We start from the raw sequence: 22,195 nt of genomic DNA, 5'->3' as shown, positions 1-22,195 counted from the left end.
ATGCACTCCGCACCGCCGATCCGGCGGGCTTTCCCCCGCCTTCACCTGTCCCGCGTCCAGCCAACCAGCAAGTGGCAGAGCCCCGTAGTAGGCCCTGACGGCGACCCGGGGCGTCCCGGGCGCGTGCTTGCGAGGCACGACACGCAGGACACCGCATCCTCACTCCGCCTCATGAGCGCCCTCGAGAAGCGCCCCTCGTGAGCGAGGACGCTCAGGACTATCTTCCTACTACAACTAAATGTCAATGCAATTCCATTCCATTTAGTAGTCTTGGTTGTTCTGCGCCGACTTACATTAGAAGTTAAACTGGTCGTGGCTCCAACCGCAGAGAAGTCACCGAAAATGCAATTTTCCCCGGGCGACCGAAGCTATCTCCTTGCATCGATGAAGGTAGGAGAAGTGATACTCATTCTTGGTGCGGGGGCGTCGGCAACGAGCCAAAATTCTCGTGGGGAGCCCGTGAAGGTTGGATTGGGTCTCGCCGAACTAATTGCGAAACGAGCGGGGCTGCCGTACGCCAAGGAAAAGCTGACAGACGTGCTCTCGGCGACGAGCACGGTTCTTAGCAGGCAGCAAGTGACAGAACTCCTTGCCCGGGAGTATGTCGGCGTGAAGCCGTCTCGCGAGCTCGAGCAGCTTTTCGCCTATAGTTGGCGGCGCGTCTACACCTGGAACATCGATGACGCGCTCCTCAACGTTAAGAGCCGTTCAGCACAATATCGACGCTTTTACAATGGGTTGATTGATAAGGCCGCGGAGTTGGAAGGCGCCGAGCAGCTTCATATCGTTTATTTGCACGGGGAGATTACGAAAGCAGAGCATGGGTTGATCTTGACTGAGAATGAATATTCCACATGGATCAAGTCAGAAAAGCACTTTTGGTATGGTCGGGCTGCGCAGGACTATCTTGCCTTCTGTCCCGTTTTCGTTGGGTCGACTCTTGATGAACCGATCTTGTCTGCTGAGCTTGAGCGCGCGCGTAGGGAAGCAAACTCTAATTTTGGGCGAGCCTTTCTAGTAACACCTGATAATCTAAGTCCGATAAAATTAGCGAGCCTAGAGGCGCGCGGTATCTCGCATATTAAGGGGACACTCGAAGAGTTCTCTGTCTGGCTATCGAAAAATCTTCCCGGCGGCCGTTCACCGAAGCAAATTCTTGCGACGAGCAACAATTATTCTGATGAAGCTCTAGATAGTTTGACGCGGGACGATCTCGCTGTGGCGCAATTCCTGCGCCAAGTCTCTCCAGCAAAGTTGAGCCAGGCAATCGGCTCGACCTCTGGAAGCGAGAAATCTCGTATGGCCAGGCAATTTTTGAGAGGATTTCCGCCAACATGGAAAGTTGCAGCGTCAGAGATTCCAGTAATTCTAGATGCCTCGGAGAAATTGTTCGAAGAGTTTGCTAGCGCTGTGAACGACGACGAACGCCTATTCATTGTTTCTGGTCAGTCTGGTAGCGGCAAGACCACTGCGGTTATGATGACGCTTTTGCGGTACGTTCGTGAACATCCTGATGTCGATCTCTTTGAACTGAGTGGGGACGTTCGGTCAGCTCGAAGAGCGTTCAGTTTGCTGCGGAAGGTCTCTAATAGGCGCACAATTGTCTATATTGGCGACCTGTTCCTGTTCGGCGATGGATTCCGGGAGGACTTGGAGGGCTTGTCCGGTCAAAATGTCATGGTCGTCTCGACAGTTCGATCCGGCGAATGGCGCGATCGGCTTGCTCGGCGACTGCCCGGCGTAGAGCCATTCACGTTTCAACGCTTCGTACGTAAGGATTTTGATCCTCTAATAGATAGGCTAATTAAATACGTCCCGTCGCCACGATTCAGAAAGCTCAGTCGTTCTGAGCAATACAAGAAGTTGTCGCAATCAGACAGTCAGCTATTGATCGCACTAAGAGAGGCGACTGAATCAGAGAACTTCTCGGACATAATAACAAACGAATTCGAGAAGCTTCCGGATCAAGATACGAAATTACTTCTTTTGATTGTTGGTCTTTCAACTATGGCGCGGGTCGGGATAAGTCGAGAGGCAGCAGGCGAGGCCTACTCGTTATTATCTAAGACGCGATCGTTTGAAGCGGCCCTCGACGCCTTGGAGGGCATAGTTGACGCTGCGGAAAATCGAAGGCTTTATGCACGCCATGAGCTGTACGTGCGACATATTCTAGAAAACGTGGCAACGTTTACTGAGTTCTCATCTGTCTTAAAGTCACTCCTTCGCACTTATCTGAAATACAATATTCCAATAGTTCGAAGTGTGAACCGTCTAGATTCGCAGCTCTTCAAATTCCTTCTCAATCATGATTTCATATTTGGCCACGCTGATCGAAGCGGCGACTGTGAACTCGGCAGGGAGATTTATTCAGATTTCGAGGTCGATTTTCAGCTCGATGGCCACTTTTGGCTTCAATATGGTTTGTACCTGGCTGAAATAGATGATCTTAGGGGAGCAATCGACAAGTTGCGGCTTTCTGTGCAAGCTTATCCGGATAATCCGTTTGTGATACATGCACTGGCGGATGTTCAACTGCAGGTGGCGAGAAATAGACCTAGTTATGATGCCGCCACCAGGACGTTGATTGACGAGGCTGTTAGGGCTCTAAAACTGCAGGATGCGTCAAACGTTGAAAGTGACGTGTATCCGATTGTTACCCTAGCTAATGGTCATGTCGCGGCGCTTATCAAGCATCAAGAGGTTAAGATGGCAAAGGCTGTAGCGACACAATACTTTGACCGTCTTCAACAGCTTGAAAAAGTGATTTCCTCCCCTTCTGTCGAGCGAATGAAGGAGAAAATCTTCCGCTTTGTGACGTTGGATGAATGGCATGATAAGCCAATAGTTATTAATCAAAAGGTCCGAAGAAAATAGCGAACATACTGTAGCAAGTGTGGGGGGGGGCGAGATGGTGCAGAGTACGTAACCCGCCGCATGCAACATAGCGGTTGGCAAGGCCGGATGCGCCACAAGGGCGTCTACCTCCCTTTCAAGTCCGGAGATGCCGGAACCTATCGCCTTCATCCTCGAGACGCCCGGTTTCGCTGCGCTCCGCCGGGCTCCTCAGGATGGGGCGCCTGATGTGGTTGGCTCAACTGGTCGCCTCGCGCCGCAAAAACAATCACTGCATCACCACCAGCCAATGCATCGCCAGCAACGCGGCGAACAGGGCGGTGAGGACGAAGCCGGCGAGGAAGCCCGACAACAGGCCGAGCTTGAAGCCGCGCTGGCGGGCGAGCCCGGCGAGCGTGAGTTCGCGATAGGTTTCGGGGCGCGCGGTCCAGGCGGCGGCGTCGGCCGGGCTCCAGCGCTGGCCGTCGAGGGCGGCGAGATCCCTGGCGATCTTCAACAACAGCTGCATGTCGTCCGCCGCCGGCGCGTTCAACTCGGCGCGGATGCGGTCGAGCACGGCGGTGGCGGTGAGGCCGTCGGCCGCGGCCGGGGCTTGATCAGGATCTGTCATGGTGCGCTCCCTGCCGAACTCAATTCGGCAAACTACGCCAGCGCGCGGCGGCTGATAAGGCGGCGATGGTAGGGGGGCGGTCGGACGCGGCGTTGATGAAGAACCCTCTGCTCGACACAGGTCATGGCCGGGCTTGTCCCGGCCACCCACGCACACAGGCAAGGCGGCCGATGTTGCCGTGGATGGCCGGGACAAGCCCGGCCATGACGTGGAGAGGTGGTCTCATTTCCGCGACGCCGTTGGCGTGGGCGACGAACCAACTACCTCGGCAGCGTGGTCAGGCCCATCAGGGCCTGATCGATGGCGCGGGCGCAGAGCCGGCCTTCGCGGATCGCCCAGACGACGAGCGATTGGCCGCGGCGCATGTCGCCGGAGGCGAATACTTTCGGCACCGAGGTCTGGAAGTCGGTGGTGGCGGCGTTGACGTTGCCGCGCGGGTCGAGATCGACGCCGAGCGACTTCAACAGCCCCTCATGCACCGGATGCACGAAGCCCATCGCCAGCAGCACCAGATCGGCCTTCAGCTCGAATTCGGTGCCGGGCAGCGGCTGAAATTTGCCGTCGACGCGGACGCAATGCAGCTTGCCGACTTTGCCGTCGGTCCCCTCGAAGGCCTGCGTCAGCACCGCGAAATCGCGCACCGCGCCCTCGGCCTGGCTCGACGAAGTACGCATCTTCTGCGGCCAGTTCGGCCAGGTCAGCGCCTTGTCCTCGCGCTCCGGCGGCGCCGGCATGATCTCGATCTGGGTCACCGACTTGGCGCCCTGGCGGAACGACGTGCCGATGCAGTCCGAGCCGGTGTCGCCGCCGCCGATCACCACGACATGCTTGCCGGTGGCGAGAATTTCCGGCTTGTCGCCGAGCGGCTCGCCGGCGACGCGGCGGTTCTGCTGGGTGAGGAAATCCATCGCGAAGTGGATGCCGGAGAGCTCGCGGCCGGGGATCGGCAGATCGCGCGCGGCTTCCGAGCCGCCGGTCAGCGCCACCGCGTCGTAGTCCTTGAGAATCTGCTTGGCATCGACCGCGCCGGGGGCCGAGCCGCCGACCGGGGAATTGTAGTGGAAGGTGACGCCCTCGCCTTCCATCTGCGCGACGCGGCGGTCGATCAGATGCTTTTCCATCTTGAAGTCGGGAATGCCGTAGCGCAGCAAGCCGCCGGCCTTCGCCAGCTTCTCATAGACGTGGACCTCGTGGCCGGCGCGCGCCAGCTGCTGCGCGCAGGCGAGGCCCGCAGGACCGGCGCCGATCACCGCGACCTTCTTGCCGGTCTTCACCGCGGCCGGCTCCGGCTTCAGCCAGCCATTCTCCCAGGCGCGATCGACGATGGCGCATTCGATGGTCTTGATGGTGACCGGGTTGTCGTCGATGTTCAGCGTGCAGGACGCCTCGCACGGCGCCGGACAGATCCGGCCGGTGAATTCCGGGAAGTTGTTGGTGGAGTGCAGGTTGCGCGACGCCTCCTGCCAATTGTCCTGATACACCAGATCGTTGAAATCCGGGATCTGGTTGTTGACCGGGCAGCCGGTGGTGCCGGGCGCCACCGCGCCGGTGCCGTGGCAATACGGGATGCCGCAATTCATGCAGCGCGCGGCCTGGTCGCGGGTGTCCTTCTCGTTCAAAGGCACGACGAACTCGTTGTAGTTCGTCACCCGCTCGGCGACCGGCGCGTAGGGCCGGTCGTGCCGGTCGATTTCCAGAAAACCCGTGATCTTGCCCATCGAAACCTAACGCCCCCGAAAACCAGAATCCCAAACTGTTAGCGCGCGCGTCGCGCCAGTGGAAACGCGCTCCCCTCTCCCATGGGGAGAGGGTTGGGGTGAGGGGGTACGGTCTATCGTTAGGCCGTAACCCCTCACCCGACCGGCTTCGCTGCGCTCAGCCGGTCGACCTCTCCCCATGGGAGAGGTGGCCGAACTCGCGCGCCGCGGACTTCAATTCCTCGAGCGGCTCGTAACTACGCGCCGATCGCGATCTTCGGCTCCTCGGCCTGCTTGGCCTTCAGTTCGCGCAGCGCGCGGCGATACTCCACCGGCATGATCTTGCGGAACTTGGGCAGGTAGTCGGTCCAGTTCGCAAGAATATCCGCGGCGCGCTTCGAGCCGGCGAGCTTGGCATGGCGGCTGATCAGAATGTGCAGCCGTTCGACGTCGGAACTGAGCAGGTCGGCGAACACGTCGACCCGGCCGTGGGCTTCGAGATCGCCGGACTGGTGATAGGTGCCTTCGTTGATCAGCTCTTCCGACAACACGGGTTCGAGCTCGACCATCGCCATGTTGCACAGCTTCGGGAACATGCCGTCTTCGTCCAGCACGTAAGCCACGCCGCCCGACATGCCGGCGGCGAAGTTGCGGCCGGTCTTGCCGAGCACCACGACGATGCCGCCGGTCATGTATTCGCAGCAATGATCGCCGGCGCCTTCGACCACGGCCACCGCACCCGAGTTGCGCACCGCGAAACGTTCGCCGGCGATGCCGCGGAAGTAGCACTCGCCCTCGATCGCGCCGTACATCACCGTGTTGCCGACGATGATCGACTGCTCCGGCACGATGCCGGACTCATGCGGCGGGCGGACGATGATGCGGCCGCCGCTAAGGCCCTTGCCGACATAGTCGTTGGCTTCGCCTTCCAGATCGAAGGTGACGCCGCGCACCAGCCAGGCGCCGAACGCCTGACCGGCGGTGCCCTTGAACGCGACATGGATGGTGTCGTCGGGCAATCCCGCGTGGCCGTAGATCTTCGCCACGGTGCCGGACAGCATCGCGCCGGCCGAGCGGTTGGTGTTGTTGATCTCGATCTCGAACTTCACCGGGGCGCCGCGGTCGATCGCCGGCCGCGCCTTTTCGATCAGGGTGCGGTCGAGCACCTTGCCGAGGTGATGGTCCTGGGTCTCGGTGTGGAAGATCTTCTGCCCCGGCAGTTCCTTCTGGCGATGGAACAGCTTGGAGAAGTCGAGCCCCTTGGCCTTCCAATGCGCCACCAGCGCCTTGTGGTCGAGCATCTGGGTCTGGCCGACCATCTCGTTGAACGAGCGATAGCCAAGCTGCGCCATGATCTCGCGGACCTCTTCGGCGACGAAGAAGAAGTAGTTGATGACGTGCTCGGGCTGGCCGGTGAAGCGCTTGCGCAGCACCGGGTCCTGGGTCGCGACGCCGACCGGGCAGGTGTTGAGATGGCACTTGCGCATCATGATGCAGCCGGCCGCGATCAAGGGCGCGGTGGCAAAGCCGAATTCGTCGGCGCCGAGCATCGCGCCGATCACCACGTCGCGCCCGGTGCGGAAGCCGCCGTCGACCTGCACGACGATGCGCGAGCGCAGCCGCTCGCGCACCAGGGTCTGGTGAGTCTCAGCCAGGCCGATTTCCCACGGCGAACCTGCGTGCTTGATCGACGTCAAGGGCGACGCGCCGGTGCCGCCGTCGAAGCCCGCGATGGTGACGTGGTCGGCGCGCGCTTTCGCCACGCCCGCCGCCACCGTGCCGACGCCGATTTCGGAGACCAGCTTGACCGACACCGCGCCGGCCGGATTGACGTTCTTCAGGTCGTAGATCAGCTGCGCCAGATCTTCGATCGAGTAGATGTCGTGATGCGGCGGCGGCGAGATCAGGCCTACGCCCGGCGTCGAATGCCGCACCTTGGCGATGGTGGCGTCGACCTTGTGGCCGGGCAACTGACCGCCTTCGCCGGGCTTGGCGCCCTGCGCCATCTTGATCTGCATCATGTCGGAGTTGACGAGGTACTCCGTGGTCACGCCGAACCGGCCGGAGGCGACCTGCTTGATCGCCGAGCGCATCGAATCGCCGTTGGCCATCGGCTTGAAGCGGTCGCTCTCTTCGCCGCCTTCGCCGGTGTTGGACTTGCCGCCGATCCGGTTCATCGCGATCGCGAGCGTGGTATGCGCCTCGCGCGAGATCGAACCGAACGACATCGCTCCGGTGGCGAAACGCTTGACGATCTCGGAAGCCGGCTCGACTTCGGCGAGCGGCACCGGCTTGCGCTTTTCGTCCTCGGCGGTCTTGAACTTGAACAGCCCGCGCAGCGTCAGCAGCCGCTCGGATTGCTCGTTGAGGATCTTGGCGAACGCCTTGTAGCGCTCCAGCGAATTGCCGCGCACCGCGTGTTGCAGCGCCGCCACGGTCTCGGCGTTCCAGGCGTGGTCCTCGCCGCGGGTGCGGAAGGCGTATTCGCCGCCGACATCGAGCGCGGTCTTGTAGATCTGCACGTCGCCGAACGCGTCGGAATGCCGGCGCACGGTTTCCTCGGCGATTTCGGTCAGACCGACGCCTTCGATCCGGGTGTGGGTGCCGGCGAAGTACTTGCAGACGAAATCCTGCTTCAGCCCGACCGCGTCGAAGATCTGCGCGCCGCAATAGGACTGATAGGTCGAGATGCCCATCTTCGACATCACCTTCAACAGGCCCTTGCCGATCGACTTGATGTAGCGCTTGACGATCTCGTAGTCTTCGAGCTGGACCGGCAGCCGGTCCTTCATGGCGATGATGGTCTCGAACGCCAGATAGGGGTTGATGGCTTCGGCGCCGTAACCGGCCAGACAAGCGAAGTGATGCACTTCGCGCGGTTCGCCCGACTCGACGACGAGACCGACTGAAGTACGCAGCCCGACGCGGATCAGATGGTGATGCACGGCGGCGCAGGCGAGCAGCGACGGGATCGGAATCCGGTCGGCGCCGGCGGCGCGGTCGCTCAAGATGATGATGTTGATGCCTTCACGCACCGCGGCTTCGGCGCGCGCCGACAATTCGTCGAGCACGTGCTCGAGGCCCGCCGCGCCGAGCCCGGCGTGGAAGGTGGTGTCGAGGGTGCGCGACTTGAAATGCGGATCGCCGATCTCGGAGATGGCGCGGATCTTTTCCAGATCGGCGTCGGTGAGGATCGGCTGGCGGACTTCGAGCCGCTTGGTGACGGCGCGGCCTTCGAGGTCGAACAGGTTCGGCCGCGGCCCGATGATCGAGAACAGGCTCATCACCAGCTCTTCGCGGATCGGATCGATCGGCGGATTGGTCACCTGGGCGAAGTTCTGCTTGAAATAGGTGAACAGCTGCTTCGGCTTGTCCGACAGCGCCGACAGCGGCGTGTCGTTGCCCATCGAGCCCGAGGCTTCCTCGCCGGTGGAGGCCATCGGCGTCATCAGGATCGAGATGTCTTCCTGGGTGTAGCCGAACGCCTGCTGGCGATCCAAGAGCGGCAGGTTGGAGCGCTGCGCCGAGACCGGCGCGGCCGGCAGGTCTTCCAGCACGATCTGGGTGCGGTTGAGCCAATCGCGATAGGGCTGGCTGGCGGCGAGCTGCGCCTTGATCTCGTCGTCCGGAATGAGCCGGCCCTGTTCGAGATCGACCAACAGCATCTTGCCGGGCTGCAGCCGCCACTTGGTGACGATCTGGTCTTCCGGAATCTTCAACACGCCCATTTCCGACGCCATCACGATGCGATCGTCGCGGGTCAACAGGTAGCGCGCCGGGCGCAGGCCGTTGCGGTCGAGCGTGGCGCCGATCTGGCGGCCGTCGGTGAAGGCCAGCGCGGCCGGGCCGTCCCACGGCTCCATGATGGCGGCGTGATATTCGTAGAACGCGCGGCGTTGCTCATCCATCAACGGATTGCCGGCCCAGGCTTCCGGAATCATCATCATCACGGCGTGCGGCAGCGCGTAGCCGCCCTGCACCAGGAATTCGAGGCCGTTGTCGAAGCAGGCGGTGTCGGAGGCGCCCTCATAGGAAATCGGCCACAGCCGGCTGATGTCCTTGCCGTACAGCTCCGAATGCACCGAAGCCTGGCGCGCCGCCATCCAGTTGTTGTTGCCGCGCAGCGTGTTGATCTCGCCGTTGTGCGCCACCATGCGATAGGGATGCGCCAGCGACCAGGTCGGGAAGGTGTTGGTCGAGAACCGCTGATGCACCAGCGCCAGCGCGCTTTCGAAATCCTCTTCATGCAGGTCGGGATAGTAGCTGCCGAGCTGATCGGCGAGGAACATGCCCTTGTAGATCACGGTACGGCACGACATCGACACTGGGTAGTAGCCGGCGAGGCCGCGGTCGCGGCGCTGATAGATCGCGTGCGAGATCGACTTGCGCAGGATGTACAACTTGCGCTCGAAATCGTCGTCGGTCTTGATGTGGCTGCCGCGGCCGATGAACACCTGCATGTTGGCGGGTTCGGTCGGCTTCACGGTCTCGCCGAGCGAGGAATTGTCGACCGGCACCTTGCGCCAGCCGAGCAGCTTCAGCCCCTCGGCCTTGATCTGGTCGGCGATGATGCCCTGGATCACTTTGCGCCACGCGGTCTCGCGCGGCATGAACAGCGCGCCGACGGCGTATTCGCCCGGCGCAGGCAGCGCGAAGCCGAGTTCCTTGGCCTTGCGCGAGAAGAACGCGTGCGGAATCTGCACCAAGATGCCGGCGCCGTCGCCGGCGCGCGGATCGGCGCCGACCGCGCCGCGATGCTCGAGATTGCACAGGATGCGGATCGCGTCGCAGACGATCTGGTGCGACTTGACGCCCTTGATGTTGGCGATGAAGCCGACGCCGCAGGCGTCTTTTTCCTGCGACAGGTCGTACAGGCCCTCGGCCGGCGGACGCCAGCTATGCTCGCGCGCCGGCTCCGACGACGTTTCGGCCTGCGCATGCGCCGCGATGCTGTCGCGTTCGAACTCCGACCCGCTCATCTTAGTCCTCTCATCCGGCGAGGGACCTCGCCATTCTCGTCGCGCAGCTTGGGCGGCCGCGGCACCGTTTGGCCACCGCTCACACCCGCGAGCCACGATTTCGTAAATTCAGGCTGTGGCGCCTAATTTCCCAGTGACAACGGCAGCCTTATTCAACGTCTGAAACGACGTTGCAATCTCCAGGCCGGTTACCACCCGCAATTGAGACAGCGTTGCTGTCCTAGCCTGACCTTGCCAAATTTTTTTCTATCATACAAGCGCATGAAAGTCCTCCATTTGATGGAGAATGCCGGCCCGCCGCGCCGCGGATTCACGCCAAATCCGCCGCGATTGAGCCGTGGCGCCGCCGAAATCCGCGGCGAGGCTGCAAGCCGGTTGGCCGCCTGGCGATCCACTGCAACTCGCTCGCAGTTTCGAGGCGGGGCGGCGTCGGTTTGCAGGCGGCCTGGTGCGGGCGCGGGGGCGCGTCGAAGGAGAAAACCATGAAACGGTGGATGGGATGGGCGATTTCGGCCGCAGCGCTGCTCGGCGCGGGCTCCGCCGGCGCGCAGGCGCAGCCGCCACGGGAAATTCCGGCCGGCGTGATCCTGGTGTCGGATTTCGACGGCCCCTATGCGGCGATCCCGCCGGAGATGCCGGTGCCCTACGCAGCGGCGCTGCTGCCGCCGGAGGAGGTCTATGCGCTGCTGCGCGAGGCCGGCTATGCGCCGGTCGGCCGGCCGCGGCTGAGGGGGCTCACCTACAGCATCGCCGCGATCGATCTCGACGGCGCAGCCGGGCGGCTCCTGGTCGACGCCCGCTCTGGGCGGATCGTCCGCTTCATTCCGGCCGACGCCGACGCCAATGCCGGCTGGTATGCGCCGCGGCCGGTGCCGTCGTTCCGCGAGGTGCGGCCGCCGCGCCCGCCGCTGCCGGTGCCAAGGGTGGCGAGCCGCAGCCCGATCCCGCCGCTGCCTCGCCCGGCGCCGCCGCCTGTCGTTTCGCCGCCGGCGCCACCGATCGCCGCGCAGCCGTTGCCGGCACCTGCGCCTGCGCAGCAGACCGCGGCGGTGCCGAAACCCGCCGAGGCAGCGCCTGCGGCGCCAAGCACGCCGCCAGCCGCCGTGGCGGCCAAGCCGTCGCCGTCGATCCTGCCGACCCAGGAGATGCCACCGGTGCAGGGGCTGGAATAGGTCGCTCGAACGGGTCCGCGCGACCCGCGGGCCACAAAAAACGCCCCGGCGGACCGGGGCGTTTTGTAAATTCAGGCGGTGGGGCCACGCCCGTGGCCCATCCTTCGAGACACCCGGCTTCGCGCTGCGCGCTTCGCCGGGTTCCTCAGGATGACGCCGCTTGTGCGGATAGGCAGACCGCCGATCCGATCCCGGCGCCGTCATCCTGAGGTGCCCGAGCAAAGCTCGGGCCTCGAAGGATGCGGCTCCGGAGGGATCGGGACCGTCAGCGCCGTTACGCGGCCTTCTGGTTGTCGTTTTCGATCACCGGGGGCTGCGCCGGCGCCGCGATGCCGATCGGAATGGTCCGCGGCTTCTTGGCCTCGGGAATCTCGCGCGCCAGATCGACGTGCAGCAGGCCGTTCTCCAGCGTGGCGTTCTTCACCGTGACGTAGTCGGCGAGCTGGAAGGCGCGCTCGAAGGCGCGGGCGGCGATGCCGCGATACAGCACTTCCGCGGTGTTGCCGGCCTCGGGCGCGGATTTCTCGCCGCGAATGGTCAGGGTGTTTTCCTTGGTGACGATGGAGAGTTCGGCCGGCGAGAAGCCGGAGACCGCAACCGTGATGCGGTAATCGTTTTCGCCGGAGCGCTCGATGTTATAGGGCGGATAGCCCGGAGCTGCGGCCTCGCCGGAGGCCTGGTCGAGCAGCGAAAACAGCCGGTCGAAACCGACGGTGGAGCGATAGAACGGGGTGAGATCGAATGCACGCATGGTTTAGTCCTCCGAAAAGCGACTGTTGAGATAACCCGCCCGCCATCGGGCCGGGCTGTCGTCCTGTGTGCAGCCTGTGGGTTCTTCCGATCTTGCGATCGTCAGAACCACTAGTAGCGGCCTGCACGAAGATGATATGGGAGGGGTGTCGCTCGGTTCAAGAGCTGCAAAAAGCTTTGGGCCCGCGGGCTCAAAGCCCTTGATTTCCAGCACTTCTGCCCTAGCCGGACGGTTCATGACGCTCGTCTCGATTCCCGCCAATCCGGTCCCCGAAGACGCCGTCAGCGGCTTCATCAAAACGCCCGACGGCGCCGAGTTGCGGTTCGCGCGCTGGCCGCCGCCGGCCGGCCGCAAGGGCACGGTCTGCGTGTTCACCGGGCGCGGCGAACAGATCGAGAAGTACTTCGAGACGGTGCGCGATCTGCGCGACCGCGGCTTCGCGGTGGCGATCATCGATTGGCGCGGCCAGGGTCATTCGTCGCGGCGCTTGCGCGATCCGCGCAAGGGCTATGTCCGCGACTTCTCCGATTTCGAGACCGACGTCGAAGCCTTCGTGCAGCAGGTGGTGCTGCCGGACTGCCCGCCGCCGCATTTCGCGCTGGCGCATTCGATGGGCGGCGCGGTGCTGCTGCGGATCGCGCATGCCGGCAAGCGCTGGTTCGACCGCATCGTGCTGTCGGCGCCGATGATCGACCTGCCCGGCCGCGCCACCACGCTGCCGGTGCGGCTGCTGCTGCGCACGCTGCGGCTCGCCGGCCAGGGCGGCAATTACGTCCCGCGCGGCAACGATCAGCTGGCCGGAACGGGTCCGTTCGCCAACAACCAGCTGACCAGCGATCCGGTGCGCTACGCCCGCAACGCCGCGATCCTCGCCGAAGATCCGACGCTCGGCATCGGCTCGCCGACGGTGGCCTGGGCCGACACCGCATTCCGGGCGATGCACGGCTTCAAGGCGGCGAATTTCCCGGCGCGGATCCGGCAGCCGATCCTGATGATGGCGGCCGGCCTCGACACCGTGGTGTCGACGCCGGCGATCGAGGAGTTCGCCTATCATCTGCGCGGCGGCGCGCATCTGGTGATCGCCGGCGCCAAGCACGAAATCCTGCAGGAGCAGGACCGCTATCGCGGCCAGTTCTGGGCGGCGTTCGATGCCTTCGTGCCGGGCACCGCGCTGTTCAAATGACAGCCGGTCGCAGCGTCGCTGCAACGAGTTGGCGCGGCAACGCGTTGCGCTGCGACGATTGGACGATTCGCGCCTCCATCAATCGGCCTATGTTCCGCGCTGAACCGCTTTCAGTTTCCGATTCCTCACTTAGAGATCCCCTCGCATGAAAATCCGTAAAGCCGTCTTCCCGGTCGCCGGTCTCGGCACCCGCGTCCTGCCCGCCACCAAGGCGATGCCCAAGGAAATGCTGACCATCGTCGACCGGCCGCTGATCCAATACGTCGTCGACGAGGCCAAGGAGGCCGGCATCGAGCACTTCATCTTCGTCACCGGCCGCAACAAGGGCATGATCGAGGACCATTTCGACCGCCAGTTCGAATTGGACGCGACGCTGAAGGGCCGCAACAAGACCGCCGAGATGGAGATGCTGGCGCGGGACCAGCCGGAAGCCGGCGCGATGAGCTTCACCCGCCAGCAGGCGCCGCACGGCCTCGGCCACGCGGTGTGGTGCGCCCGCGACATCGTCGGCAACGAACCGTTCGCGGTGGTCCTGCCGGACGAACTGGTGCTGAACTCGCCGGGCTGCCTCGCCCAGATGATCGCCGCCGCCGAGAAGCTCGGCGACAAGGCCAATGTCGTCGCGGTCGAGCAGGTGCCGACGCATCTCACCCATAATTACGGCATCTGCGGCGTCGGAGCGCGCAACGGCAACATGTTCGAAATCGACGGCATGGTTGAGAAGCCGCCGCAGGGCACCGCGCCGTCGACGCTGTCGATCTCCGGGCGCTACATCCTGCAGCCGGAGATCTTCAAGATCCTGGAGACCCAGGAGCGCGGCGCCGGCGGCGAGATCCAGCTCACCGACGCGATGATCGGGCTGTCGAAGACGCAGAAATTCTACGGCGTCGAATTCGAAGGCGAGCGTCACGACTGCGGCTCCAAGGCCGGCTTCCTGCGCGCCAACATCGCCTTCGCGATGCAACGCCCGGATCTGCGCGACGAACTCCGCGCCACCATGGAGCGCTATCTGGCGCAGTGAGGCGGCCGCGCGGCGGCAGATTCCGCGGTTTGATGAAGAGGGATCGTGTCCCGGACGCGGTGCCGCGTGCTTCACGCGGCGTCGCGAGCCGGGACCATTCCAAGCGCTGCGTTGCGTAACGGCCCGGGCTCGTCGTGCATCGCGCCGCAAGGGCGGCACGATGCGCGCCGTCCGGGGCACGCTCAAACGACGGCGTCATTCCGGGGCGCGAGAGCGTCAGCTCGAGCGAACCCGGAATCTCGCTCCGCGTGAAAGAGTCAGGCCCTGGGGCAAGATTCCGGGTTCGCTCGCCCAAGGGCTCGCGCCCCGGAATGACCGACTGATTGTTGAGGGTCGCTTTGGCCGGATGTCGTTCGCTTTGCCGCTGTCCGGCAAGGCGCCGCCGCGCGGCGCTACGCCACCAGCGGCCATTCCCGCGCCGGGGTCGACAGCACCGAGCGGTTGCGGCCGCTGGCCTTGGCCGCATACAGCGCCTTGTCGGCCGCCTCCACCAGCACCGACCATGGCGTCGCCGGACCGGGCGTCAGGCTAGCGGTGCCGACGCTGATGGTGACGCCGGTCTGGTCAACCGACCATTGCTCGACCTTGCTGCGAATGGTCTCGGCGACCGACAGCGCGGCGATCGCGCTCAAGCCGGGCAGCAGCACGGCGAACTCCTCGCCGCCGAACCGCGCCGCGCAATCGCCGACCCGGTGCACCGAATCGGCGATGCAGACCGCGATGCCGATCAGCATCTGGTCGCCGGCCTGGTGGCCGAAGCTGTCATTGTAGCTCTTGAAGTGATCGGCATCGATCATCAACAGCGCCACCGGGGTCTGCAGCCGCTGCGCGCGGCGCCACTCGTCCTCGATCGCGGCATCGAATTTGCGGCGGTTGGTGAGCCCGGTCAACGGGTCGGTGATCGACAATTCCTCCAGCCGCTGCTCGGCGCGGGCGCGGCGGTCGATCTCGCGGATCAGGAAGATGGTGACGCCGGCGACGAAGCTCGCCAGCACCAACAGGATGGCGCCGAGCCGGATCGCTTCCTTGCGCCACAGGCTGAGAATGTTGCGCCACGGCTTGCCGACCAGCACCACCAGCGGATGGCTGCTGTCGCTCCAGACATACATCCGCGGCACGCCGTCATCGAGGCCGGTGCCGGAGAACCAGCCGCTGCGGCGCGCCAGGGTCTCGATCACGCCGGCGACCTGGCTGAAATCCTTGCCGACCACGTCGAGGTCGAACGGCCGGCGCATGATGATGACGCCGCCATGGGTGAGGATCGACACCACGTCCAGCTCGTCGAGCCGCAGCCGGCCGAACAGGTCGTGAAAATAGCCGAGCCGGATAGCGCCGACCACCACGCCGTTGAAGTCGCCGTTCGGCGTCGCGATGCGGCGGCTCAGCACGATCGAATAGCCGCCCTGGTGCAGCATCGGCCGGCTGATGAAGAGACCGACGTCGGGATTGTCGCGATGGGCGGTGAAGAACTCCTCGTCGCCGCGGCGCTCCGGCGCGGGCTTCAGGGTGGAGGCGTCGAGGCTGAGGTTGCCGGCGGCGTCGAACACCTGGATCGGGCTGAAATGCGGGGCGGTGGTGGTGCGATCGAACAGGATCAGGTGCAGGATCGGCTTGCTGACTTCGGCGAGTTCCGGCAGCGCCAGGTTCTTCACCACCGACTGCAGCGACTTGTCGTATAATTCGACATTGCGGTTGACGTCGGCATCGATGGTGGCCGACAGATTTTCCATGGTCTGGCGTGCCAGTTCCTCGGTGCTGCGGCGCATGTCGAGCAGCACGCTGCCGCACACCGCGGAAAACGCCAGCACCGTCACGACCAGCGAAATCACCAGCAATTTCGAGGACAATTGCCAGCGAAAGGTGCGACGTCGTAGCCATCTGAGTGCAATCGGCAGTTCCATGTTTGAACAAATGCGCCCCAATTCCTTGCCGAGCGCTTAAGTAGTTGCACCAGGGGCTCGATCGGTTAACGAAGTCTTGCGGACCGCCCGAGGCGGCCCGCACCGCCCGCTAGATTGATGCTAAGATCTTGAAGTCATTGAGGACAACGACGTGAACCCGTACGCCCCGTTACGCGACTATCTGCAGCAGCAGACGCTGCCCGAGCTGGTGCTGAGCCTCGATCAGATCGAGGAGATTCTCGGCTTTGCGCTGTCGCGGGCGTCGCACCGCGCCTCGTGGTGGGACACCGCGCGGGCGCCCGACGAAAAGATGCCGCAGCGCGAGGCCTGCCTCGAAGCCGGCTACATCGCCACGCGGCTCGCCGACGGCAAGGGCATCCGCTTCCGCAAGATCCAGCAGCCGCGCTCGCGCCGGCCGGGCTGAAGCCGCAGCGTGAGCCTGCCTCGCAATGACGAATTCGAGCAGCCGACTTCAGTGAAAGCCTATGCGGTGCGCGCTGGGGCCGAATGGCGGCCTCATCCCCGGGCGGCAGTCCGTCAGTGCTGCAGCCGCACCCCGAGCATCACCACATTGGCCGAATAGCTGTTGCCGGGCAGGTTGGAATCCAGCCATTCGTGGCGCAGCTCGGCCTTGAGCTGGAACGAGCGGTTCAGCTTGTAGACCAGGTTGCCGGACACCGAGCCGAAATGGTCGAGCCGCGTCGAGCCCTGATAGTCGGCGCTGCCATAGGTGAACTTGCCGATCGCGGTCAGCCAGCGGCGGAAATCGTGATCCACTTCCGCGGTGTAGCTGCGGGTCAGCACCCCGGACACCCCGGCCAGTGTCGATTCGTCGACCGAGGTGTTGGCGAACACCTTGAACGAGGTCAGCGGCGTCGCCGCCCACACCAGCGAGCCGGCGGTCAACAGGCCGGTGAGCTTCTCCAGCCGCGGATCGTTGTAGCTGCGCGCGGTGTAGCCGATCGACATTTCGCCGGTCAAAAGCCGGGTAAATTCGAAGCTGGTGCCGCCCTTGACGTAGCCGCCGGTTGAGTCCCGCTGATAGCCGCTGCGGTCGATCGCCTCGTCGTGCACCCGGCTGTCGTATTCGACCTCGGTAAACGGCTTCAGTCCCGGCATCAGGTCGTAGCTGACCCGGGCGACGCCGCCATACTGGTTGAAATTGCGGTCGGAGTTCGAGAAGCTGGAGCCGTCGGTGAGCTGCGACTGCTGATAGGTGGTGCGGTCGACGGTGCCGGCGCCGGAGACCTGCAGCCGGTTGAAGCTCTGATCGAAGCCGGCCGAGGCGCCGGTGTTCAGCGCCAGCGGATATTTCGACAGCCCGAAGTCGAGGTTCGGGCTGCCTGGATTGTCGGTGAACAGCCGCATCCGCAACTGCCCGAGCAGCCTGGTGTCGCGCGACACGTCGAGCCGGCCGTCGACATGGCCGTCGAAGCTCGGGCGGTCGAGATTGCTCGGCGCCGAGGAGGCCGAATTGGCGTCGGGCGGCAGCGTGGTGCCGTAGCCGGTGTAGGAGCCGCGCAGATCGGCGACCAGCGCGTGGCGCTCCCAGTCCGAGGTCACCATCAGCTCCGGGGCCACGACGTAGAACGCCGAGCCCTTGGCGGGTCCGGACACCCGCCCCGGATTGCTGTCATAGCCGCCTGAGACGTCCAGCGCGGATTTGAACAGGAAGCTGCCGGCGTAATCGCCGACCGGGCCGAACGGATCGTCGTCGACCTTGAGCGCGCGGCGGGTCGGCTGGCCGACCACGGTGCCGGCCATCGACGGCGCGATCGGCGCGCGATGCGCAGTCGCCGACGGCGGCCGCGGCCGCTGCGGCGCGGGCTGCGCGATCACCGCCGGGCTACCGGGGCCGACGCTTCGCGGCCGCGGCGCGCCCGGATAGAAGCGCTGCGGCCGGCGGCGGCGGTTCAGCGAATCATAGCCGCTGTCGGAGGCGCCGGCGGCGGCCGGGGTGCCATAGGTCGGAATCCGGCCGATCCGTGACGGCGCCATCGGCTCGGCGTCGGGCTGCGCGGGGTCGGGATTGGGCTGGTTTGAACGGGCCTGGTTCAGCCGGAGCTGGTCCCCAGCCTGGGCGGTGCGGCGCAGCGGCAGGTTCTGCGGGGAGACGAATCCGCCCGGTTGCGGGCTGAGCAGTTCCGGGGTGAGGCTCTGCGCCAAGGCGTCGGCGGTGCCGAGCCAGCCGAGCAGCAGGCATGCCGAGGCCGTGCGCCATCCTCTCGCGCACCTCAGGCGGCCCTTTGCTGGCCCCGGCTTCACCATAAAACTCCACCAGATCAATGCTTTGCGGGTCTGGCGCGGGGATTTCGCCACGCCCCTCCGACCGGCATCGTTAAGGCAGTTAAAACAATTATGGTTAATGACAGGTTGAGAGCCGGAGGCCGCGGTTTCGCTTCGGCGACCGCGGCGTGCTAGACAGGCGCCCGAAGCGCTTCTGCTTCAGTCCTGGGAACGCATTATGTCCATGTCGAAACCCCGGAGTGCGAAGTCCTCCATGACCGATCAGGCGACCGACGCCATCGCCTCGGCGTTGCGCACGCTCGAGGCCGAAGAGAGCGGCGTCAACGCGCTCGCCGCGGCGCTGAAATCCGATCTCGGCCCCGCCTTCATCGCCGCCGTCAATCTGATCAACAACGCCAAGGGCCGGTTGATCGTCACCGGGCTCGGCAAGTCCGGCCATATCGGCCGCAAGGTCGCCGCCACTTTCGCCTCCACCGGCACCCCGGCGTTCTTCGTCCACGCCGCCGAGGCCAGCCACGGCGATCTCGGCATGATCACCGCCGACGACGTCATCCTGGCGATGTCGTGGTCCGGCGAGCAGCCGGAAATGAAGAACCTGATCACCTACGCCAAGCGCTTCAAGATCGCGCTGATCGCGATGTCGGCGGACGGCGAGTCCACGCTCGGCCAGGCCGCCGACGTCTCGCTGATTCTGCCGAAGGCGCGCGAGGCCTGCCCGCACAATCTGGCGCCGACCACCTCCTCGGTGATGCTGCTTTCGCTCGGCGACGCGCTGGCGATCGCTCTCTTGGAAGGCCGCGGCTTCACCTCGATCGATTTCAGCGTGCTGCATCCTGGCGGCAAGCTCGGCGCGATGCTGAAATTTGCCCGCGACCTGATGCACAGCGGCGAGGCGATCCCGCTGAAGCCGCTCGGCACCAAGATGTCGGACGCGCTGGTGGAGATGTCGTCGAAGGGCTTCGGCTGCGTCGGCATCACCGATCCGCGCGGCCAGGTGGTCGGCATCGTCACCGACGGCGATTTGCGCCGGCACATGCGCGCCGACCTGATGACCGCGCTGGTCGACGAGGTGATGACCAAGAACCCGAAGACCATCAGCCCGTCGCTGCTGGCCAGCGAGACCTTGGAGATCCTCAACTCCTCGAAGATCACCGCGCTGATCGTCACCGAAGCCAAGAAGCCGGTCGGCATCGTGCATCTGCACGATTTGTTGCGCGCCGGCGTGGCGTAACGTTTCGGCGTTTCGCGGCGTCATCCTTCGAGGCTTTTCCGCAGCGCATCCGCGCTGCTGAAAAGCGTCTCGGGATGACGAGTCAGGCCATGAGGCGGACTACAGCTCGACGATCAAGCCGTCGCTGGCGGCGGTGTGTTGCACCGTGTCGAGCTTGCGCAGCATCTCGTCGCTCATGTGGGTGAGGATCAGCCGCCGCGGATTGATTTCCGGCAGGTGGGTTTCCAGCACCTTCAGGCTGAGGTGGTTCTTCACCGGCCGGTCGTAGGTATAGGCCTCGGCGATGAACAGGTCGGCGTCGTGGCCGGCGGCGACCAGCGTGTCGGTCCATTGGGTGTCGCCGCTATAGGCCAGCGTGCGCCCCCCGGCCTCGATCCGATAGGCGTGGAACGGGCCGCCGGAATCGCCGTGCACCACCGGAAACGCCGTGACCTTCACGGCGCCGAATTCGCGGGTCTCGTTCGGCTCAATGGCCGCCACCGACAGCTCGAAATGCTGCTTGGTCGAGGAGGAGTTCTCGAACATCGCCTCCATCAGCCTTGTCAGCCGCAGCTCGATGCCGGGCGGACCGGCGATCACCAGCGGCCGTTTGCGTTTGCCGAACTGCGCCTCCAGCAGCAGGAACGGCACCCCGCCGAAATGGTCGGCGTGGAAATGCGTGATCAGGACGAGGTCGATGTCGTCGCGCAGGATGCCGTAGCGCTTCAGCGCCGGCAGCGACGAGGCGCCGCAGTCGATCAGGAAATTGACCTGCTCGCCGCTGACGTGAAAACAGGTATTGAGCCGGCCGCCGGAGCCGAACGCATCGCCGCAGCCGACAAAACGCAGTTGCATCGGGTTATCCGCTGATCCCTGACCGCCGGGGCGTCAGCCTAGGGTTTTCCCGGCGGAAACGATACCCGTACCATAGCCGGATAACGCCAGGCCTGCAGCAGGCCGCGGATCAGCAGGAACAACAGGAAGGCGATCCACAGCCCGGCATTGCCGAGCGGGATCAGCAGATACCAGGCGGCGAGGTACGCCGCGAACGCCGCCAGCATCAGGTTGCGCATCTCGCGCGCCCAGGAGGCGCCGATATAGATCCCGTCATAGCAATAGGCCAGCACGCCGCAGGCCGGCGCCAACGCCGCCAGCAGCATGAACTGCCGCGCCGCGCTGCGCACCTCCGGGCTGGTGGTGACGATGTCGATCAGCGCATTGCCGGTGAGCGCGAACAGCGCGGAGACCGCGATGCCGAACAGCGTGCTCCAGCCGAGCACCAGCTTCACCGCCTTGCCGAAGGCCAAGCGGTCGCGGGCGCCGAAACTCTGGCCGCAGAGCTGCTCGGCGGCGTTGGCGAGGCCGTCGAGGAAGAACGAGCCGATCATCAGGAAATTGTACAGCACCGCATTGGCGGCGAGCGTGAGATCGCCGGCATGGGCGCTCTGCGAAGTGAAGAACAGGAACGCCGCGATCAAGGCCGCGGTGCGGATCAGGATGTCGCGGTTGACCACCAGCATTCGCGACAGCCGGGCGCGATCGAACAACAGCTCGCGCTTCACGCCGATCCGGCCGCCCAGGATCGACCAGGCGATGATCAGCCCGGCGACCAGGCCGCAGGATTCCGCGATCACGGTGGCGATCGCGGCGCCGGCGATGCCCTTGCCGATCCCAAGTACCAGGAACAGCGTGAAGCCGATATTGACGAGGTTGATGCCGACCTGAACCGCCAGCGCCAGCCGCGGCCGCGCCTGGCCGATCAGCCAGCCGAGCACGACGTAGTTGCCCATGATCATCGGCGCCGACCACAGCCGGATGAAGAAGTATTCGCGCGCCGCGGTGGTCACCGCCTCGCTGCCGCCCATCAGGCTGAAGATCACCGCGGCCAGCGGCACCTGCAAGGCGACCAGCGTGACGCCAATGGCGCCGCCGAGCAGCAACGCGCGCAGCCCCACCGCGCGGACTTCGTCGCGGTCGCCGGCGCCGAGCGCCTGCGCGGTGAACGCCACCGTCGCCATGCGGAGGAAGCCGAACAGCCAGAACAGGCAATCGAACGCCGCCGACGCCAAAGCGACGCCGCCGAGCAGATGCGGATCGCCGAGCCGCCCGATCGCGGCGGTGGAGACGATGCCTAAGAGCGGCGTGGTGAGATTGGCCAGCATCGCCGGACCGGCGATGGCGAACACCCGCCGGTGGCTGACGCTGACGCCCGGCGACACGCGCCGACCTTAAGCGCGCGGCGAGCCGAACAATCGCGATAACAGCCAGATCGGGATCACCACCACGGCGCCGAGCAGGAAGTAGCGCCACAGTCCGTTGACGGCGTCGAAGCCGAGGTCCCAGATGCGGACGAACAACAGCCGGATGCTGGTGATGATGTTCCAGGGATCGAAGCCGATCGCCGCCAGCACGACGCCGACCAACAGCGACATCAGCGCCAACCGGCCCGCCACCGCGAGCGGCGAGCCGCCGAGAAACCGGGTCAGCCCGTCGTCGCGCGCCGGCAAATCTCTCATGTCGTTTGGCATCGATCCTCCCGCGCGCAGCTGAACCCGCGCATCATAACAAGTG

Annotated in this window: 15 protein-coding genes; 6 read left to right on the top strand and 9 right to left on the bottom strand. The window is 64.6% G+C overall.

Annotated elements, in window-relative coordinates; all coding sequences use genetic code 11:
* Nucleotides 1–342: 342 nt before the first annotated feature.
* Complete coding sequence (locus tag HNR60_RS21105) at nt 343–2,874, top strand: P-loop NTPase (RefSeq protein WP_184261776.1); 2,532 nt, start codon at nt 343–345, stop codon at nt 2,872–2,874.
* A 247-nt stretch (nt 2,875–3,121) separates the two neighbouring features.
* On the opposite strand, the gene HNR60_RS21100 is transcribed toward HNR60_RS21105, so the two are convergent.
* The 3 genes from HNR60_RS21100 to gltB form a co-directional block, all read right to left on the bottom strand.
* Nucleotides 3,122–3,463 carry a hypothetical protein gene (locus tag HNR60_RS21100; RefSeq protein WP_184261775.1) on the bottom strand — a complete coding sequence of 114 codons (342 nt, stop codon included), beginning with the start codon at nt 3,461–3,463 and terminating at the stop codon, nt 3,122–3,124.
* Between the two features lie 260 nt (nt 3,464–3,723).
* The gene (locus tag HNR60_RS21095; RefSeq protein ID WP_184261772.1) at nt 3,724–5,181 is read right to left on the bottom strand and encodes a glutamate synthase subunit beta; all 1,458 of its coding nucleotides are present in this window, start codon (nt 5,179–5,181) and stop codon (nt 3,724–3,726) included.
* 236 nt (nt 5,182–5,417) lie between these two features.
* Nucleotides 5,418–10,139: a glutamate synthase large subunit gene (gene gltB / locus HNR60_RS21090; RefSeq protein ID WP_184261770.1), complete on the bottom strand. Its 4,722-nt coding sequence runs from the start codon at nt 10,137–10,139 to the stop codon at nt 5,418–5,420.
* A gap of 482 nt (nt 10,140–10,621) precedes the next feature.
* Between gltB and HNR60_RS21085 the strand changes: the two genes are divergently transcribed.
* Nucleotides 10,622–11,311: a hypothetical protein gene (locus tag HNR60_RS21085; RefSeq protein ID WP_184261768.1), complete on the top strand. Its 690-nt coding sequence runs from the start codon at nt 10,622–10,624 to the stop codon at nt 11,309–11,311.
* A gap of 274 nt (nt 11,312–11,585) precedes the next feature.
* Here the strand turns inward: HNR60_RS21085 and HNR60_RS21080 are convergent, their stop codons facing one another.
* Entirely contained in the window at nt 11,586–12,062 is a 477-nt protein-coding gene (locus tag HNR60_RS21080; RefSeq protein ID WP_184261766.1) for an Hsp20 family protein, read from the bottom strand.
* Between the two features lie 235 nt (nt 12,063–12,297).
* On the opposite strand from HNR60_RS21080, the gene HNR60_RS21075 reads away from it, so the two are divergent.
* Nucleotides 12,298–13,245, top strand: a complete 948-nt coding sequence (locus HNR60_RS21075) for an alpha/beta fold hydrolase (protein WP_184261764.1) — start codon at nt 12,298–12,300, stop codon at nt 13,243–13,245.
* 145 nt (nt 13,246–13,390) lie between these two features.
* Nucleotides 13,391–14,266, top strand: a complete 876-nt coding sequence (gene galU, locus HNR60_RS21070) for a UTP--glucose-1-phosphate uridylyltransferase GalU (protein ID WP_184261762.1) — start codon at nt 13,391–13,393, stop codon at nt 14,264–14,266.
* A 392-nt stretch (nt 14,267–14,658) separates the two neighbouring features.
* Here galU and HNR60_RS21065 read toward each other — a convergent pair whose 3' ends face one another.
* Entirely contained in the window at nt 14,659–16,167 is a 1,509-nt protein-coding gene (locus tag HNR60_RS21065; RefSeq protein ID WP_184261760.1) for a sensor domain-containing diguanylate cyclase, read from the bottom strand.
* Between the two features lie 151 nt (nt 16,168–16,318).
* On the opposite strand from HNR60_RS21065, the gene HNR60_RS21060 reads away from it, so the two are divergent.
* Entirely contained in the window at nt 16,319–16,591 is a 273-nt protein-coding gene (locus HNR60_RS21060; RefSeq protein ID WP_184261758.1) for a hypothetical protein, read from the top strand.
* 113 nt (nt 16,592–16,704) lie between these two features.
* Here HNR60_RS21060 and HNR60_RS21055 read toward each other — a convergent pair whose 3' ends face one another.
* The gene (locus HNR60_RS21055; protein ID WP_184261784.1) at nt 16,705–18,435 is read right to left on the bottom strand and encodes an outer membrane beta-barrel protein; all 1,731 of its coding nucleotides are present in this window, start codon (nt 18,433–18,435) and stop codon (nt 16,705–16,707) included.
* Between the two features lie 196 nt (nt 18,436–18,631).
* On the opposite strand from HNR60_RS21055, the gene HNR60_RS21050 reads away from it, so the two are divergent.
* Entirely contained in the window at nt 18,632–19,645 is a 1,014-nt protein-coding gene (locus HNR60_RS21050) for a KpsF/GutQ family sugar-phosphate isomerase (RefSeq protein WP_184261756.1), read from the top strand.
* Nucleotides 19,646–19,744: 99 nt separating this feature from the next.
* Here the strand turns inward: HNR60_RS21050 and HNR60_RS21045 are convergent, their stop codons facing one another.
* From HNR60_RS21045 to HNR60_RS21035, 3 genes are read right to left on the bottom strand one after another with little or no spacing between them, the layout of a single operon-like run.
* Nucleotides 19,745–20,479 (bottom strand): MBL fold metallo-hydrolase, encoded by a 735-nt coding sequence (locus HNR60_RS21045; protein WP_184261754.1) that lies wholly within the window; start codon nt 20,477–20,479, stop codon nt 19,745–19,747.
* Between the two features lie 38 nt (nt 20,480–20,517).
* Entirely contained in the window at nt 20,518–21,843 is a 1,326-nt protein-coding gene (locus tag HNR60_RS21040) for an MATE family efflux transporter (RefSeq protein ID WP_430695018.1), read from the bottom strand.
* 9 nt (nt 21,844–21,852) lie between these two features.
* Nucleotides 21,853–22,152 carry a DUF6460 domain-containing protein gene (locus HNR60_RS21035; RefSeq protein WP_184261752.1) on the bottom strand — a complete coding sequence of 100 codons (300 nt, stop codon included), beginning with the start codon at nt 22,150–22,152 and terminating at the stop codon, nt 21,853–21,855.
* Nucleotides 22,153–22,195: the final 43 nt, after the last annotated feature.

Source organism: Rhodopseudomonas rhenobacensis (genome assembly GCF_014203125.1).
Classification (GTDB): Bacteria; Pseudomonadota; Alphaproteobacteria; order Rhizobiales; family Xanthobacteraceae; genus Rhodopseudomonas_A; species Rhodopseudomonas_A rhenobacensis.
The sequence above is the reverse complement of the archived record's forward strand: the minus strand, read 5'-3'. Positions and strand labels throughout refer to the sequence as shown.

Coding starts and splice junctions, on each gene's coding strand:
- HNR60_RS21075 (WP_184261764.1), top strand. CDS start 12,298: ATGACGCTCGTCTCGATTCCCGCCAATCCGGTCCCCGAAGACGCCGTC.
- HNR60_RS21050 (WP_184261756.1), top strand. CDS start 18,632: ATGTCCATGTCGAAACCCCGGAGTGCGAAGTCCTCCATGACCGATCAG.
- HNR60_RS21100 (WP_184261775.1), bottom strand. CDS start 3,463: ATGACAGATCCTGATCAAGCCCCGGCCGCGGCCGACGGCCTCACCGCC.
- HNR60_RS21105 (WP_184261776.1), top strand. CDS start 343: ATGCAATTTTCCCCGGGCGACCGAAGCTATCTCCTTGCATCGATGAAG.
- HNR60_RS21055 (WP_184261784.1), bottom strand. CDS start 18,435: ATGGTGAAGCCGGGGCCAGCAAAGGGCCGCCTGAGGTGCGCGAGAGGA.
- HNR60_RS21085 (WP_184261768.1), top strand. CDS start 10,622: ATGAAACGGTGGATGGGATGGGCGATTTCGGCCGCAGCGCTGCTCGGC.
- HNR60_RS21095 (WP_184261772.1), bottom strand. CDS start 5,181: ATGGGCAAGATCACGGGTTTTCTGGAAATCGACCGGCACGACCGGCCC.
- HNR60_RS21035 (WP_184261752.1), bottom strand. CDS start 22,152: ATGCCAAACGACATGAGAGATTTGCCGGCGCGCGACGACGGGCTGACC.
- HNR60_RS21065 (WP_184261760.1), bottom strand. CDS start 16,167: ATGGAACTGCCGATTGCACTCAGATGGCTACGACGTCGCACCTTTCGC.
- galU (WP_184261762.1), top strand. CDS start 13,391: ATGAAAATCCGTAAAGCCGTCTTCCCGGTCGCCGGTCTCGGCACCCGC.
- HNR60_RS21045 (WP_184261754.1), bottom strand. CDS start 20,479: ATGCAACTGCGTTTTGTCGGCTGCGGCGATGCGTTCGGCTCCGGCGGC.
- HNR60_RS21080 (WP_184261766.1), bottom strand. CDS start 12,062: ATGCGTGCATTCGATCTCACCCCGTTCTATCGCTCCACCGTCGGTTTC.
- gltB (WP_184261770.1), bottom strand. CDS start 10,139: ATGAGCGGGTCGGAGTTCGAACGCGACAGCATCGCGGCGCATGCGCAG.